Below are 15,151 nucleotides of genomic sequence, written 5' to 3'. Positions count from 1 at the left end.
TTGTCGGCGCCTTGCTGTGGGCGATGGCCATGGGCGCCAGCGCGCTGACCGGTCTTTGGCTCGACAATTGGGAGACCCCGGAAAAGATCCGCTTCGTCGCCCTGCTGTTTGCGACCGGCGCGGCATTGGCCTTTCCCGTCGGGTTGTTCGCGGCGCGGCTGGTCTCGCTCGACCGGCATTGGGAGGTGGCGTTCGCCGCCGCCTTCGTCTGCCTGCTTGCCACGACGCTCGCCTTCACCGGCGGGTTGTTTGCGCTGCAATACCGCTCCTACTATGCCGAATGGCACGCGGAGGCCTTCACCGCCCGGTGGGCGTTCGAACTGGTCTTCACCTCGCTGACGGCGCTCTACCAATTCGTGGTGCTGGGTATCAGGCTCTATTTTCCGCTCGGATTCATCGCGCTTGCCGCCGCCAGCGTGTGGTTTGCGCGCCAGCAGCGTTGAGCATTCGGTCCGCCTCTGTTAGGACGCGCACTTAACCACGGACACATCAGGACTGACGGATGATCCCTCGCTATTCCCGGCCGGAAATGGTCGCCATCTGGTCGCCGGAAACCCGCTTCCGCATCTGGTTCGAGATCGAGGCCCATGCCTGCGATGCGCTGGCCGAGCTCGGCGTCATTCCCAGGGAAGCCGCCAAAACCATCTGGGAAAAAGGCGGCGCCGCCCAATTCGACGTCGGCAAGATCGACGAGATCGAGGCCGTGACCAAGCACGACGTCATCGCCTTCCTCACCCATCTGGCCGAATTCGTCGGGCCGGATGCGCGTTTCATCCACCAGGGCATGACCTCATCGGATGTTCTCGACACCTGCCTTGCGGTGCAGCTCAGCCGCGCCAGCGATATCCTGCTGGCCGACCTCGACGGCCTGCTCGCCGCGCTGAAACGCCGGGCCTTCGAGCACAAGGACACCATCACCATCGGCCGCAGCCACGGCATTCATGCCGAGCCGACCACGTTCGGCGTCAAGCTGGCGCAGGCCTATGCCGAGTTCTCACGCTGCCGCGAGCGGCTGGTGCACGCGCGGGAGGATATTGCCACCTGCGCCATATCGGGCGCGATCGGCACCTTCGCCAACATCGATCCCTATGTCGAAGAACATGTGGCGAAAAAGCTTGGGCTGAAGCCGGAGCCGGTGTCGACGCAGGTCATCCCTCGCGACCGCCATGCCATGTTCTTTGCCACGCTCGGCGTCATCGCCTCGTCGGTCGAGCGGCTGGCGACTGAGATCCGCCATCTGCAGCGCACCGAGGTGCTGGAAGCGGAAGAGTATTTTTCGCCGGGCCAGAAGGGCTCGTCGGCAATGCCGCACAAGCGCAACCCGGTGCTGACCGAAAACCTCACCGGCCTTGCCCGCATGGTGCGCTCCATGGCGCTGCCGGCGATGGAGAATGTGGCGCTCTGGCACGAGCGCGACATTTCGCATTCCTCGGTCGAGCGCATGGTCGGCCCGGACGCCACGATAACACTCGATTTCGCGCTGTCGCGGTTGACCGGCGTCATCGACAAATTGCTGGTCTATCCCGACAACATGCTGAAGAACATGAACAAGTTCCGTGGCCTTGTGCATTCGCAGCGCGTGCTTTTGGCGCTGACGCAAGCCGGCGTCAGCCGCGAGGACGCCTACCGCCTGGTGCAGCGCAACGCCATGAAGGTATGGGAACATGGCGCTGATTTCCTTGAGGAATTGTTGGCCGACAAGGAAGTCACCGCAGCGCTGCCCGAAGCCGAGATCCGCGAGAAATTCGACCTGGGCTATCACACCAAGCATGTCGACACGATCTTCAAGCGGGTTTTCGGATAGGATCTTCCATGCGGCTGGCTGTCCTTTCCGACATCCATGGGAACCTGCGCGCGCTTGAGGCGGTTCATGCGCAGATCAAAGACGCTTCTCCCGACATAATCGTCAATCTGGGCGATTGTCTCTCCGGGCCGCTATGGCCTGAAGAAACCGCGCAATATCTGATTGCACAGAATTGGCCGACCGTGCGCGGCAATCACGACCGTGTGCTGGTCGAGCCGCCTGCTTCCGGGTTGGAAGACGTCGATGCTTTCACCCACCAATGCCTGTCCCAGGCGTCATTGACCTGGCTCTCGGCCTTGCCGGTCACCCTGTCGCCTACCCCGGACATCCTGCTTTGCCACGGCAGCCCCAGTGACGACAATGTGTTCCTGCTCGAGGAAGATGGAGGCAGCCACTTCCACCCGTCCAATGAAAAGCAGATCAGGCACAAGCTCGGCAGCGCCGGCGCCGGGCTGACCTTGTGCGGCCATACACATACGCCGCGCGTTGTGCGCTTGTCGGACAACCGGACAATCCTCAATCCGGGCAGCGTCGGCGTCCAGGCATTCCCCGGCCTGACCGTGACCGGCAGTCCGCATGCCCGCTACGCCCTCGCTACGCGCAAGGACGGACAATGGTCGTTCAGCCATCACGTGGTCAATTATGACTGGACCGAGGCGTCCAGCCGCGCGACAGCCACCGGCTTCGACAGCTGGGCGCATGGGCTGCTGACGGGCTACGCCGCCAATTCCTTGTAAGAACCGAGCGGGCGCTCAGCCGGCGGCGCCCGGCACGGTGCGGATCACCGTGCCCCACGGATCTTCCCGCGTGGTTTCAGCGGTTGTCCTGTCCGAGCGCATCTCGACCCAGGCCAGCCCTGAGCGGGACGGATCGCGGCGCCCGGCGCCGGCGCTGTGCCACGAATTGCCACCGATATGATGGTGGTAGCCTCCCGACGACAGGAACACCGCCTGCCCTCCATACTTAGCGACCGTGTCGAAGCCAAATTCGTCGTGCCACCAGGCCTCGGCATCTTCCGGCCGGCCGACGCGCAGATGGACATGGCCGACAATGCTGTTTTGCGGCGCGCCCTGCCAGCCGGCGTCACCGGCCGGCACGCTGCCAACCACGGCAGCCAGGTTCAGCCGCTCGGTCGCCATGGCGATCTTGTCGCCGTTCCACTTCCACTCCTGCGGCAGACGGTCCCTATAGATTTCAATGCCGTTGCCTTCGGGGTCGGTCAGGTAGAGAGCCTCGCTGACCAGATGGTCGGAGGCGCCCTCGATGCGGATCTTGTTGGCGGCGGCGTGGTTTATCCAGCGGCCGAGATCGGCGCGGCTGGGCAGCAGGAAAGCGGTGTGGAACAGGCCGGCGCTGCGCGGATCGTCGGGCTTGGCCGCTGCATCAGGCTCGATCACCAGCAGCGGGCGCTCGGCAGCGCCCAGCGTGATGGCGCCATCGGCGCGGCTCAATTCCTGCAGGCCGACAACAGCCCGGTAGTAATCGGCAAGTCCTTCGGCGTCGCGCGCCTTCAGGCCCACGCGTGACACGCTGACGGGGGTCGTCGCGGCAAAAGGCAGTTCGCTCATAAAACTCTCCGTTCAGCGCATTATCCCAGGCCGCGCCACCAGTCTATTCTGTCGTCCATCTCTTCCTGCCTCAAATCGTCGATCCTGATCGTTCACACAAGATGGAAAGAATCGAACAGGTTGTTCACAATTGTGATGCACCGCATGCGTCAGCGCGGGTTGCACGAGACACGGCCGCTCGCTATCTCAGCGCCATGAAAGTCAAAGACGCAGATATTCTGATCGTGCCGGGCTACACCAATTCCGGCCCTGAACACTGGCAGACACGCTGGCAGTCGAAACTGTCGACAGCGCGTCGGGTCGAACAGGCGGAGTGGTCGAAGCCGGTGCGCGAGGACTGGACGACGAGCGTGGCGAACGCTGTCAACGAGGCCGAGCGGCCGGTGGTGATCGTTGCCCATTCGCTCGGTGTGGCGGCCGCGGTGCAGGCCATTCCGCAGTTCAGGAAGCCGGTCGCCGGCGCGTTTTTTGTCGCGCCGCCCGACGTCGCCAACCCGGAGATAAGGCCGCGTCACCTGATGACCTTTGGTCCCTATGCGCGCGAACCGCTGCCCTTCCCGTCCATCGTCATCGCCAGCCGCAACGATCCGTTCTGCGCCTTCGAGGTTGCCGAGGACATTGCCGCTGCCTGGGGTTCGCTGTTCATCGATGCCGGCGAAACCGGTCACCTCAATGAGGATGCCGGCTTCGGCCCGTGGCCGGAAGGGTCGATGACCTTCGCCAAGTTCCTGACCGACCTCAAGGCCTGACCGGGCAAGGCACCACGCCTCAGCCCTTTATCGAATCGTTCATGCTTTTGATGAGTATCTTTGCGCCGAGCGAAATCAGCGCATGGTCCGAGCCCATCGCCAGCAGCCGGTAGCCCATCGCCACGACGCGGCCGGCAATCGCCGGCTCAACGACGTAGATCGCCGCATGCTTGCCCGCCTTGCGCGTCCGCTCGGCGATGGAGGCGACGGTTTCCATCATGCTTTCCAGCGTCGAATTGACGGTGGCGCCATTCGACCAGGCGATGGAGAAATCCGATGGGCCGAGGAAGATGCCGTCAATGCCCGGCGTGTCGAGGATGCCGTCCAGCGCATCGAGTGCGGCGCGCGTTTCGACCATGGCAAAGGCCATGGTGCGTTGATTGGTGTCGCGCAGCCATTCGGCGTGGTCGCCTTTGCCATGGCGCGGAAAAGCATAGGTCGGGCCCCAGGAGCGCTCGCCCATCGGCGGATATTTCATCGCCGCGGCAAAGAGTTTTGCATCGGCCACCGAATTCACCATCGGTGCAATCACCGCCTCGGCACCGAAATCGAGGGCGCGGCTGGCCATGTCGAAGCGGCCGACCGGAATGCGCACCAGCGCCGGCTTGTTGGCGGCCAGCACCGGCACCAGGCCGCGCAAGACCGAGTCTTCGTGGTGTCCGCCATGCTGCATATCGAGGGTGACGGCGTCAAAACCCTGCTTGGCGATGATTTCGACCGTCAAAGCGTCCGGAACGCCGGACCAGGCGGTGAACAGCGTTTCATCCGCCGCCAGGCGTGACTTCAGGGACATGGGTGCTTTCCTCGTTGGGTAGAGCCTTGTAACAGGCCTACGCACAGTTTCAGCCGGAAAAGGCTGAAAAGGCAAAGAAAAACCGCCCGGCTGGACCGGGCGGTCGATTGGTCCAGCGCTACTCGCTCTAGGTGTTCTTGATCTGCTCGATCGCCTGCGCCATCAGTTCGTCCATGGTGCGGCGGATCTGGTGATCCGACTGGTCGACGCCGGCGGCGTCGAAATCCTTGCGGATCTTGCGGAATACGTCGTGATCGCCTGCTTCCTCGATGTCGGAAACCACAACTTCCTTGGCATAGGCGTCGGCGTCAGTGCCGGACTTGCCCAGCTTTTCGGCTGCCCACAGGCCAAGCGCCTTGTTGCGGCGTGCCGAAGCCTTGAAGCGAAGTTCTTCGTCGAAGGCGAATTTGCGCTCAAAACCCTCTTCGCGGTCTTTCATGCTGCTCATGGCTTCCCTCCGATGAAATCGATTCGCGTTGGTGATGGATATGTGTGCTGCCGCAGCACAAACCAAAAGGGCGCGGGCCGGTCAATATGCTACATCGCTTGCTGCGCTGCGGCATTTCATTCCTGAAAGCGGTCGATGGAAAGGATTTGCCGATTGAGCAAACGCTGTGATTGGGATAGACCCGGCATTGAACCCCACCCGTCGCCGCACCAATTTAGGCAGACGGACAGGAACTGGTCGCTTGCCGCCTGCCCGCAAATCCAGAGAAAAATCAGATGAAAAATCGCCGCCGCATTTATGAAGGCAAGGCCAAGATCCTCTATGAGGGACCGGAACCGGGCACACTTATCCAGTTCTTCAAGGATGATGCGACCGCATTCAACAAGAAGAAACATGAGGTCATCGACGGCAAGGGTGTGCTCAACAACCGCATTTCCGAGTACATCTTCAACCATCTGAACCGCATGGGCATTCCGACCCACTTCATCCGCCGGCTCAACATGCGCGAGCAGTTGATCAAGGAAGTCGAGATCATTCCGCTCGAAGTGGTGGTGCGCAATGTCGCCGCCGGCTCGCTTTCCAAGCGCCTCGGCATCGAGGAAGGCACCGTTCTGCCGCGCTCGATCATCGAATTCTATTATAAGGCCGATGCGCTCGACGATCCGATGGTGTCGGAAGAGCACATCACCGCTTTCGGCTGGGCAAGCCCGCAGGAGATCGACGACGTCATGGCGCTGGCCATCCGCGTCAACGACTTCCTCTCCGGCCTGTTCATGGGTGTCGGCATCCAGCTCGTGGATTTCAAGATCGAATGCGGCCGCCTGTTCGAGGGCGACATGATGCGCATCGTCGTTGCCGACGAGATCTCGCCGGATTCGTGCCGGCTGTGGGACGTGGCAACGCAGGACAAGCTCGACAAGGACCGTTTCCGCCGCGATATGGGCGGCCTCGTCGAAGCCTATCAGGAAGTTGCCCGCCGCCTTGGCATCATGAACGAGAACGAGCCGCCGCGCCCGACCGGCCCGGTGCTCGTCGCCTCGACCGATGGCCTCAAAGGCAAGCCGCACTAAGTCTTCATTTCTTGACGCAATTCCGGACGAAAAACCGCTTCAGACTTTTCCTGGAATTGCTAAGTCTTCGAACAGGAACCTGTCCAGCATGATCAAGGCCCGCATCACCGTCACCCTCAAGAACGGCGTGCTCGACCCGCAGGGAAAAGCCATAGAGCACGCTCTGTCCGGACTGGGGTTCGGCGGCGTCGGCCAGGTGCGTCAGGGCAAGGTCTTCGACCTCGAGCTCTCAGAGACCGACAAGGCCAAGGCTGAAGCCGATCTGAAAGCCATGTGCGACAAGCTGCTGGCGAATACGGTGATCGAGAATTACGCGGTGGAGATCGCTTGATATGAAATCAGCTGTCGTTCTTCTCCCCGGCCTCAACCGCGACCGCGACATGATTGCGGCGCTGACCAAGATTTCCGGGCAGGCGCCGGCGACCGTCTGGCAGACCGACACCGAAATCCCCGATGTCGACCTGATCGCCATTCCCGGCGGCTTCTCCTTCGGCGATTATCTGCGCTGCGGCGCGATTGCCGCGCGGATGCCGGTGATGCGGGCAGTCGCTGAAAAGGCCGCCAAGGGCGTCATGGTCATTGGCGTCTGCAACGGGTTCCAGATTCTGGTCGAGGCCGGCCTGCTGCCCGGCGCGCTGATGCGCAATGCTTCGCTGAAATTCGTTTGCCGTGAGGTGAAGCTGCAGATCGCCAACGCCAACACCATGTTCACCCGCCGCTATCAGCCGGGCCAAATCATCCGCACGCCGGTTGCGCATCATGACGGCAATTATTTCGCCGACACCGACACGCTTGCCCGTCTCGAAGGCGAAGGACAGGTGGTGTTTCGCTATGCCGAGGGCACCAATCCTAATGGCTCGATGAACGACATTGCCGGTATCGTCAGCGAGAAGGGCAATGTGCTCGGCCTGATGCCGCATCCGGAAAACCTGATCGAGGCCGCGCATGGCGGCAGTGACGGCCGGGCGCTGTTCGAAGGCGCACTCGGCATCGCCGCCTGATATCTCTTCGAATTCCTTTAAAAACGCGGGGGCGGTTGACCATGAGACTGACGACTGTTCGCCTAGGTCCCCTGGCTGCTGCCGGCTTGGCGTTGGCGTCCTGCCAGTCCAGCCCGAAGAGCGCGCCGGTCCCCACGGGCAAGAGCGCTTCGCTGCTGGCCATGGAGCAGGTGGCGATATCGGCCCACAAATGCTGGATCGCCAGCAAGGATCCCGCCTTCAAATCCTATCAGATGGCCAATGAGCTGAATTCGTTCAGCGGCACGCCCCGCTTCCTGCTGGTGCCGGCCAAGCATTATGGCGGCAAGCCGCTGCTGGTCGTCCAGGCGCAAGGCAATTCCAGCCGCGTCGACGTGTTCGGTCCGCTGATGGACGATCCGCTCGGCGCGCGCATCGGATCCGACATTGCGCGCTGGCAAACGGGCAACCCCTCCTGCAACGCGGCCGCCTGACGCCATGGGCCGCTTCCTGCAGTTTGCGGGATTGGTCATAGGTCTGGCCGGGCTTGTCCTGCAAGCGTGCATCACCATCCCGGCATCGATGGAGGCCGGCCGCAGTTTTCTCGGCTCCATCGTCTTTCTGTTCAGCTTCTTCACCATCCTGACCAACATCGGTGCGGTGCTGGTCCATGTCTCGCTGCTGTCGCCTTCGGGCTACGCCTGGCTGCCCGCCTTTGCCGGACCGCGGATGCGGGCCGGCGTCGCCGTGTCCATCGCGCTTGTCTTCATCGTCTATGCGACGGTTCTGGCGCAGCTCTGGCAGCCGCAGGGGCTGTTCCTGCTCTGCAACGTGCTGCTGCACTATGTGACGCCGGTTCTGTTCGTGCTGTGGTGGCTGATAGCAGGTGCCGACGGCAGAGCGAGATGGAGCGACATTTCCTGGTGGATGGCCTATCCGATCGCCTATCTCGCCTATGCGCTTGTACGCGCACCAATCGCAGACGAAGTGCCCTACCCGTTCCTCGACGTTGCGAAAAACGGCACGACCAACGTCGCGCTTGCGGCGCTGGCCGTCACCGGGGTTTTCCTGGTGCTGTGCATCCTCGCTGTGCTTGCCGACAAGGGCGTCTCACGCATAAGAACATCCGGCGCGCGCCGCTGACCGGGCTCCGGGTCAGTCCCAGAATCGCCTGATGCCTTCGCGGTGGGCGTCGTCACGCGACACACCGATGTCCCTGAGTTGCTCGTCGGTCATTTCGAGCAAAGCCAGGCGGCCGCGACGGCGCTCGATCAGCACGTCGATCCATCGCGCCAGCGATCTGACCACATTCACGATCCGGCCGACAAAGCCTCGCCGGCTGGACGGGCGCGGCCCGACCAATTCAATGCCCGCGCAGCGGATTGTCTCGATTGTATCCATTGTCTTTCTGCCAACCTTGCAAATTGTACCCATCTTGGTACGGTTCTGATATGCATTGACACACGATCTGGTGCAATATACAGAATTGTCACCATGACAAATTGGCTCCCTGACCTCACCATCGGTTCCGGCCCGCTTTACCAGCGCCTTGCCGACAGCATCGAGTCGGACATCGACAAGGGCGTCATCGATGCCGGGGCAAAATTGCCGCCGCAGCGCGATCTCGCCTATGATATCGGCACGACGGTCGGCACGATCGGCCGAGCCTATCAGCTGCTGCGCGAGCGCGGCCTGGTGAGCGGCGAAGTCGGACGCGGGACCTATGTGCTGGCGCAGCAATCGGAAGCGTCACCCGAATTCGCCGAGCCTGCCGTGCAAGGCACGCGCTATGTCGATGCGCCGCCCGGCAAGCTGCGTTTCGACAGCACTGCCGCGCCCGACATCGGCCAGGGCGCCATTGTCGCCGACATGCTCTCGCGCACGGTGCAGGATCACCCGCACGAAATATCGAGCTACACCAGGGATTTTCCGGAGCGCTGGTTCGAGGCCGGCGCCCGCTGGCTGTCGCGCAATTCGTTCCGTCCGGCTGCTGAAACCATCGTTCCCACGCTTGGCACACATGCCGCGGTGATGGCGGCGATCGCGGCGCTGACCACGCCGGGCGACTATGTCGCCTTCGAGCACCTCACCTATTCGCAGATCGCCCGCAGCGCCGGGCTGATCGGGCGGCGCATTGCACTTGTCGCATCGGACGAGGAAGGTCTCGATCCCGAGGATTTCGAACGCGTCTGCGCGCAAAAGCACCCGAAGATGATTTTCCTGATGCCGACGGTGCAGAACCCGACGCTGGCGATCCTGTCGGTTTCGCGCCGCGAGGCGATCGCTCGCGTCGCGCGCGCGTACAATGTCATCGTCATCGAGGACGATCTCTATGGCGGCCTGACCGAAGATCCGACGCCGCTCATCGCCGAATATGCACCCGAGCGCACCATTGTCGCCGGCGGTCTGTCGAAATCGGTCGCGGCAGGTGTTCGCGGCGGCTGGCTCTCCTGCCCGCCCGCCTATCGCCATCGCATCCGCGTCGCCCACAAGATGATGACCGGCGGGATGCCGTTCCTGCTGGCGGAGGTGAACGCGCGGCTGGTGCTGTCTGGGCAGGCTGGCGATATCCGCAAACGCAGCATTGCCGAAATTGCCGCCCGCATCGCCATCGTGCGCGAGACACTGGCGGGTTTCGCCTTCAAGTCACACGGCAGCGTGCCCTTCGTCTGGCTGACGCTGCCCGATCCCTGGCTGTCCGGCACGTTCAGGAGCGCATGCCTCGAAAATGGCGTGCTCCTCGACGACGAGGACGAGTTCAAGGCGGGGCGTTCCGAGCAGGTTTTTCACGGCGTGCGTTTCGGCGTCTCGCAGCCAAGGCGGCGCGAGGACATCACCGGCGGCGTCGCGGTGATCCGGCGGCTGCTGGAGGAAGGCCGCGCCGGCTACGACAGTTCGTCCTAAATCGTTGGCGCTAAACCGTGCGCCTGTGTACCGATCTCAGGTTCAGCCCTCTGCCTTGAAGTTTTTGGCTTCCTTTGCGCCCTTGTCCTTGCCGTGCTTCTCGGCCAGGTCCTTGGCCTGCTTGGGCGAAACGTCGGTGGTCTCGGCAATATGCATTGCCTCCTTGTCGGAGAGGCGATTGTCTTTCTTGCCTTGCTTGGTGGCCATGTCGAAATCTCCTGATTGGTTTGAGGCCTAACGGCCGGGATGCCATAGCGTTCCCCAACGGCTCCCCGCTACCATCGTCGCCCTGTGGTTTTCCGGCGTTTTTCGTCATCCAATGGGGTGTATCACGCCAAAGCTTGCGATATGAGGGGACTCAAATTCCCCTCTCCCATGGACATCAATCGCCGCCCATGACCATTTCTAATTCCGTGCCGATCACCCCGGAACTCATCGCCGCGCATGGGCTGAAGCCCGACGAATACCAGCGCATCCTCGACCTGGTCGGGCGCGAACCGAGCTTTACCGAACTCGGCATCTTCTCGGCGATGTGGAATGAGCACTGCTCCTACAAATCCTCGAAGAAATGGCTGCGCACGCTACCGACCACCGGGCCTCAGGTCATCCAGGGTCCGGGCGAGAATGCCGGGGTGGTCGATATCGGCGATGGCGACTGCGTCGTCTTCAAGATGGAGAGCCACAACCATCCCTCTTACATCGAGCCCTACCAGGGTGCGGCGACCGGCGTCGGCGGCATATTGCGCGATGTCTTCACCATGGGCGCGCGGCCGATTGCGGCGATGAATGCGCTGCGCTTCGGCGCACCCGACCATCCCAAGACCAGGCACCTGGTCAGCGGTGTGGTTTCCGGCGTTGGCGGCTACGGCAATGCGTTCGGCGTGCCGACGGTCGGTGGCGAGGTCAATTTCGACGCCCGCTACAACGGCAATATCCTGGTCAACGCCTTTGCCGCGGGCCTCGCCAAGACCGATGCGATCTTCCTGTCGGAAGCCAAGGGCGTCGGCCTGCCGGTCGTCTATCTCGGCGCCAAGACCGGGCGCGACGGCGTCGGCGGCGCCACGATGGCCTCGGCCGAGTTCGACGACAAGATCGACGAGAAGCGCCCGACCGTGCAGGTCGGCGATCCCTTCACCGAAAAATGCCTGCTCGAAGCCTGCCTTGAACTGATGGCGTCCGGCGCCGTCATCGCCATCCAGGACATGGGTGCGGCCGGCCTCACCTGTTCGGCGGTCGAGATGGGCGCCAAGGGCGACCTCGGTATCGAGCTTCACCTCGACCAGGTGCCGGTGCGCGAAGAGCGCATGAGCGCCTATGAGATGATGCTGTCGGAGAGCCAGGAGCGCATGCTGATGGTGCTGCGCCCGGAGAAGGAAAAGGAAGCCGAGGCGATCTTCCACAAATGGGGCCTCGACTTCGCCATTGTCGGCAAGACCACCGACGATCTGCGCTTCCGCGTCATTCACCAGGGTGACGAGGTCGCCAACCTGCCGATCAAGGACCTTGGCGACAAGGCGCCGGAATATGACCGCCCCTGGGTCGAGCCGAAGAAGCCTGCGGCGCTTGCCGCCGGCGATGCGCCGAAGGCCGATGTCGCCGATGCGCTGTTGAAACTGCTCGGCGGGCCGGACCTGTCGTCGCGCCGGTGGGTGTGGGAGCAGTACGACACGCTGATCCAGGGCAATTCGCTGCAGCTTCCGGGCGGCGACGCCGGCGTTGTGCGCGTCGAAGGCCATCCGACCAAGGCGCTCGCCTTCTCCTCCGACGTGACGCCGCGCTATTGCGAGGCCGACCCGTATGAAGGCGGCAAGCAGGCTGTGGCCGAATGCTGGCGCAACCTCACCGCCACCGGCGCGCTGCCGCTGGCGGCGACGGACAACCTCAATTTCGGCAATCCGGAACGGGCTGAGATCATGGGCCAGCTGGTCGGCGCGGTGAAAGGCATTGGCGATGCCTGCCGGGCGCTCGGCTTCCCGATCGTGTCGGGCAATGTCTCGCTCTACAATGAAACCAACGGCCAGGGCATCCTGCCGACGCCGACCATCGGCGGCGTCGGGCTGATCGCCGACTGGTCGAAGATGACCCGTATCGGCTTCGCCGCCGAGGGCCAGATGATCATGCTGGTGGGCGCACCCGCAAGCTGGGGCAGCCATCTCGGCCAGTCCGCCTATTTCAGAGACATTCACGGTCGGACCGACGGGCTGCCGCCACCCGTCGACCTCGCGCATGAAAAGCGCGTCGGCGACCATGTGCGCGCGCTGATCGCGTCGGGTGTCGTCACCGCGGCGCATGACCTTTCCGATGGCGGCCTGGCGATAGCCCTGGCCGAAATGGCGATGGCGTCCGGCATCGGCGCCACCATTCCGGGGCTCGCCGGCACCGACCCGATCCCGGTCTGGTTCGGCGAGGACCAGGGCCGCTACCTCCTGACGCTGTCCGTCGATCCGAAGAGCAAGGAATGGGACGCCATCCGCGACGAACAGAGCAGGCTCGGCATCTTTGCGCCATGGATCGGCTCGACCGGTGGAAACGAACTGAAGCTCGGCGATGCCAGGGCGATCCCGGTCAGCGAATTGACCGCCGCCCACGAAGGCTGGTTCCCGAACTTCATGGACAAGTCCAGTTGACCAGCCTGGCAGCCCGGACGCTGATCACAGTCGTCTTCTGGCCGTCGCTGTTCTTCTTCTGGTTCCTCGGGCCGTTCGTCTTTTTCCTGCTGTCGACGACCTCGAGCGAGGTCTGTCCGCTGCTGGAAAGGCGTGACCAGTTCCTTGAGGCGGCCAATGGCACACTGCAGATGCTGGCCTTGCAAAGTCTGATCTATGCGATCCCCATCGTCTGCCTGGTGCTGTGGAGCCGCCTTTTGCCGAACCCGGCGCGCGCAAGGCATGTCGCCACCTGCATCAAGCTCTTTGCCATTGCGGTCATTACCGGCGCGCTGTGGGAATACGGGTCATCGCTGATCTGCGACGGCTATGGCCAACCATTCTTTTCGCCCTTGTGGCAGATGACCAGCTATCTCCCGATTATCACCCTGGCGCTCAACATCCCGCTCTATGTCCTGGTGTTCAGCCTTGGCCGGGGGTTCTCGACCCGCGACGACATTACAGAAGATGGTGTGGTTCACCCGCGGCAGGATGGCCCTTAGACACTGCGTCCCGACAGAACGGCTTCAACCCGGACCAGAAAGGCTTTAGGCTGCCGTCCGAGTCACTCGTGCCTAGCCGCCCAGAACAGGATTTTGCCATGGCAATGGATGCCCACGACATCGAAAAACTGATCAAGGACGGCATTCCGGACGCCAAGGTGACGATCCGCGACCTCGCCGGTGACGGCGATCACTATGCAGCCGAAGTGGTGGCCGAAAGCTTCCGCGGAAAGAGCCGCGTCCAGCAGCACCAGATGGTCTATGATGCGCTGAAGGGCAATATGGGCGGCGTGCTGCACGCGCTGGCGTTGCAGACCAGTGTGCCGGACTGACGCCAGGCTGGCCTAGCGCGTCGGCGGCTGGCTTGCCAACACGGCAATGATCGGCCCTGCCGGATATCTTCCGCCGACAATCATCCTGTCGCCATCCGACAGCGCGGAGACCGCGCCGTCGAGGAACAGCGCGTTGCGGCATTGTAGCGCGTCGCGAAACAGCCGCGCAAAGCTGCCGAAACTTACCTCAGACCGCGAGATCGCCAGCAAAACGGTGTTTTCATCGCGCACGCCGACGCCGTTGCGGACGTAGCGCGAGGTTCCGTTCGGCTCGAAGCGTGGATGAATCTGGCCATCGATCACCAGCATCGGGCCCGACTGCGTGGCGAAGGCGACATCGGGTTTGGCGGCGGCATAGGCGTTGCTTTCCATGACAGCCGCCTTGCCGTCCTTGCCGACCAGAAAGACGCCGTTCGGCTTCAGGAAGAAATTACCTTCGCTATCGGCAAGGTTGAGCGGCGACTTTTCGCTGCCGTTCTCGACCAGCAGGCCGACCGGCGACAAATCCTCGTGATACATGCCGCCATTCATGGCGAGCAGCACCGGCCTCCCCTCGCCCGCAACCGCCTTGTCGAAGGCTTCGAGCGAACCAAAAGGCTTGCCATCGGCGCCGGCGTGGAAAACACCGATGCTGTCGGCGCGAAGATCGATCTCGCAGACGACATAGGTCACCGCCTCGAAGGCGACATTCCGGCAAGGCGCGGGCAGGTCACCGCCAATGACCAGCGGCGGCGGCTCCGGGCGTCTCGGCCACCACACAACGGCAATCGCCGCCAGCAGGATGGCGATCGGAAGGGCGGCGCCATATCGTCTTCTCATCATGTTCCGAAGGCTGCAATCGGGTCGGATGCTTGGCCCAAGACAGGCGATCCTTTGCGCCATTTCCGCGACGGCGGCGCAAACATCTTGTTTCGGCCCATCTATGGGTTTATTTGATGGCTATGCTTCGAGCCTGACTCCCACAGGCGTGAAAGGATATCTCATGAGCGGCATCAACGACTACATCGACAGCGAAGTGAAGGGCAACGACGTCGTCCTTTTCATGAAGGGCACGCCCGGTTTTCCGCAGTGCGGCTTTTCCGGCCAGGTCGTCCAGATCCTCGATTACATCGGAGCCGACTATAAGGGCGTCGACGTGCTGACCTCGGCCGAACTGCGCCAAGGCATCAAGGAATATTCGAACTGGCCGACGATCCCGCAGCTTTACGTCAAGGGCGAATTCGTCGGCGGCTGCGACATCATCCGCGAAATGTTCCAGGCGGGCGAGCTGCAGACGTTGCTCGTCGACAAGGGCGTCAGCGTCAAAGCGACAGCCTGATTCTGAGTTGAGACGGGGCAGCCCCGCCCCGGCAAAATGTTACCTCCCCCTATCGGAG

Annotated in this window: 20 protein-coding genes; 14 read left to right on the top strand and 6 right to left on the bottom strand. The window is 62.7% G+C overall.

Annotation, left to right across the window (positions count from 1 at the left end):
- Positions 1–23: 23 nt before the first annotated feature.
- From AC3EMP_RS19990 to AC3EMP_RS19980, 3 genes are read left to right on the top strand one after another with little or no spacing between them, the layout of a single operon-like run.
- A complete protein-coding gene (locus AC3EMP_RS19990) occupies positions 24–443 on the top strand; it encodes a hypothetical protein (RefSeq protein ID WP_245261354.1) in 420 nt (139 codons plus the stop codon).
- A gap of 59 nt (positions 444–502) precedes the next feature.
- Positions 503–1,804 carry an adenylosuccinate lyase gene (gene purB / locus AC3EMP_RS19985; RefSeq protein WP_023690185.1) on the top strand — a complete coding sequence of 434 codons (1,302 nt, stop codon included), beginning with the start codon at positions 503–505 and terminating at the stop codon, positions 1,802–1,804.
- Positions 1,805–1,812: 8 nt separating this feature from the next.
- Complete coding sequence (locus AC3EMP_RS19980) at positions 1,813–2,541, top strand: metallophosphoesterase family protein (protein ID WP_352712452.1); 729 nt, start codon at positions 1,813–1,815, stop codon at positions 2,539–2,541.
- Between the two features lie 15 nt (positions 2,542–2,556).
- Here the strand turns inward: AC3EMP_RS19980 and AC3EMP_RS19975 are convergent, their stop codons facing one another.
- Positions 2,557–3,372 carry a VOC family protein gene (locus AC3EMP_RS19975; RefSeq protein WP_023726920.1) on the bottom strand — a complete coding sequence of 272 codons (816 nt, stop codon included), beginning with the start codon at positions 3,370–3,372 and terminating at the stop codon, positions 2,557–2,559.
- A 194-nt stretch (positions 3,373–3,566) separates the two neighbouring features.
- On the opposite strand from AC3EMP_RS19975, the gene AC3EMP_RS19970 reads away from it, so the two are divergent.
- Complete coding sequence (locus AC3EMP_RS19970; protein WP_023690188.1) at positions 3,567–4,121, top strand: RBBP9/YdeN family alpha/beta hydrolase; 555 nt, start codon at positions 3,567–3,569, stop codon at positions 4,119–4,121.
- 19 nt (positions 4,122–4,140) lie between these two features.
- On the opposite strand, the gene AC3EMP_RS19965 is transcribed toward AC3EMP_RS19970, so the two are convergent.
- Entirely contained in the window at positions 4,141–4,914 is a 774-nt protein-coding gene (locus AC3EMP_RS19965; RefSeq protein WP_023669090.1) for an HpcH/HpaI aldolase family protein, read from the bottom strand.
- Between the two features lie 127 nt (positions 4,915–5,041).
- A complete protein-coding gene (locus tag AC3EMP_RS19960) occupies positions 5,042–5,362 on the bottom strand; it encodes a DUF1476 domain-containing protein (protein ID WP_023669091.1) in 321 nt (106 codons plus the stop codon).
- A 275-nt stretch (positions 5,363–5,637) separates the two neighbouring features.
- Between AC3EMP_RS19960 and purC the strand changes: the two genes are divergently transcribed.
- The 5 genes from purC to AC3EMP_RS19935 all read left to right on the top strand — a co-directional run bounded on the left by purC (position 5,638) and on the right by AC3EMP_RS19935 (position 8,534).
- Positions 5,638–6,432, top strand: a complete 795-nt coding sequence (gene purC, locus AC3EMP_RS19955; RefSeq protein ID WP_013532127.1) for a phosphoribosylaminoimidazolesuccinocarboxamide synthase — start codon at positions 5,638–5,640, stop codon at positions 6,430–6,432.
- Between the two features lie 88 nt (positions 6,433–6,520).
- Positions 6,521–6,763: a phosphoribosylformylglycinamidine synthase subunit PurS gene (purS, locus tag AC3EMP_RS19950; protein ID WP_023669092.1), complete on the top strand. Its 243-nt coding sequence runs from the start codon at positions 6,521–6,523 to the stop codon at positions 6,761–6,763.
- 1 nt (position 6,764) lies between these two features.
- Positions 6,765–7,433, top strand: a complete 669-nt coding sequence (gene purQ / locus AC3EMP_RS19945) for a phosphoribosylformylglycinamidine synthase subunit PurQ (protein WP_023690190.1) — start codon at positions 6,765–6,767, stop codon at positions 7,431–7,433.
- Positions 7,434–7,474: 41 nt separating this feature from the next.
- Complete coding sequence (locus tag AC3EMP_RS19940; protein ID WP_023690191.1) at positions 7,475–7,885, top strand: hypothetical protein; 411 nt, start codon at positions 7,475–7,477, stop codon at positions 7,883–7,885.
- A 4-nt stretch (positions 7,886–7,889) separates the two neighbouring features.
- Positions 7,890–8,534, top strand: coding sequence for a Pr6Pr family membrane protein (locus tag AC3EMP_RS19935; protein WP_023690192.1), 645 nt, complete (start codon positions 7,890–7,892; stop codon positions 8,532–8,534).
- Positions 8,535–8,546: 12 nt separating this feature from the next.
- On the opposite strand, the gene AC3EMP_RS19930 is transcribed toward AC3EMP_RS19935, so the two are convergent.
- Positions 8,547–8,792, bottom strand: a complete 246-nt coding sequence (locus AC3EMP_RS19930; protein ID WP_023690193.1) for a DUF1127 domain-containing protein — start codon at positions 8,790–8,792, stop codon at positions 8,547–8,549.
- Positions 8,793–8,885: 93 nt separating this feature from the next.
- Between AC3EMP_RS19930 and AC3EMP_RS19925 the strand changes: the two genes are divergently transcribed.
- On the top strand, positions 8,886–10,295 hold the full coding sequence (locus AC3EMP_RS19925; protein ID WP_023690194.1) for an aminotransferase-like domain-containing protein: 1,410 nt from the start codon (positions 8,886–8,888) through the stop codon (positions 10,293–10,295).
- A 42-nt stretch (positions 10,296–10,337) separates the two neighbouring features.
- On the opposite strand, the gene AC3EMP_RS19920 is transcribed toward AC3EMP_RS19925, so the two are convergent.
- Positions 10,338–10,502: a hypothetical protein gene (locus AC3EMP_RS19920; RefSeq protein ID WP_023669098.1), complete on the bottom strand. Its 165-nt coding sequence runs from the start codon at positions 10,500–10,502 to the stop codon at positions 10,338–10,340.
- 188 nt (positions 10,503–10,690) lie between these two features.
- Here AC3EMP_RS19920 and purL point away from each other — a divergent pair, with 188 nt between their 5' ends.
- The 3 genes from purL (at position 10,691) to AC3EMP_RS19905 (ending at position 13,775) form a co-directional block, all read left to right on the top strand.
- Positions 10,691–12,922 (top strand): phosphoribosylformylglycinamidine synthase subunit PurL, encoded by a 2,232-nt coding sequence (gene purL / locus AC3EMP_RS19915; RefSeq protein WP_023739390.1) that lies wholly within the window; start codon positions 10,691–10,693, stop codon positions 12,920–12,922.
- Entirely contained in the window at positions 12,919–13,443 is a 525-nt protein-coding gene (locus AC3EMP_RS19910) for a hypothetical protein (protein WP_023726922.1), read from the top strand. The genes purL and AC3EMP_RS19910 overlap by 4 nt, the downstream gene beginning before the upstream one ends.
- A 98-nt stretch (positions 13,444–13,541) precedes the next feature.
- Entirely contained in the window at positions 13,542–13,775 is a 234-nt protein-coding gene (locus AC3EMP_RS19905; protein WP_010909092.1) for a BolA/IbaG family iron-sulfur metabolism protein, read from the top strand.
- 12 nt (positions 13,776–13,787) lie between these two features.
- Here the strand turns inward: AC3EMP_RS19905 and AC3EMP_RS19900 are convergent, their stop codons facing one another.
- Positions 13,788–14,597: a phosphodiester glycosidase family protein gene (locus AC3EMP_RS19900; RefSeq protein ID WP_023739391.1), complete on the bottom strand. Its 810-nt coding sequence runs from the start codon at positions 14,595–14,597 to the stop codon at positions 13,788–13,790.
- Positions 14,598–14,757: 160 nt separating this feature from the next.
- Here AC3EMP_RS19900 and grxD point away from each other — a divergent pair, with 160 nt between their 5' ends.
- A complete protein-coding gene (gene grxD, locus AC3EMP_RS19895; protein WP_023669102.1) occupies positions 14,758–15,093 on the top strand; it encodes a Grx4 family monothiol glutaredoxin in 336 nt (111 codons plus the stop codon).
- Positions 15,094–15,151: the final 58 nt, after the last annotated feature.

This window comes from Mesorhizobium sp. P160219 (genome assembly GCF_057786095.1).
This window is presented reverse-complemented; position numbering and strand designations above follow the sequence as displayed.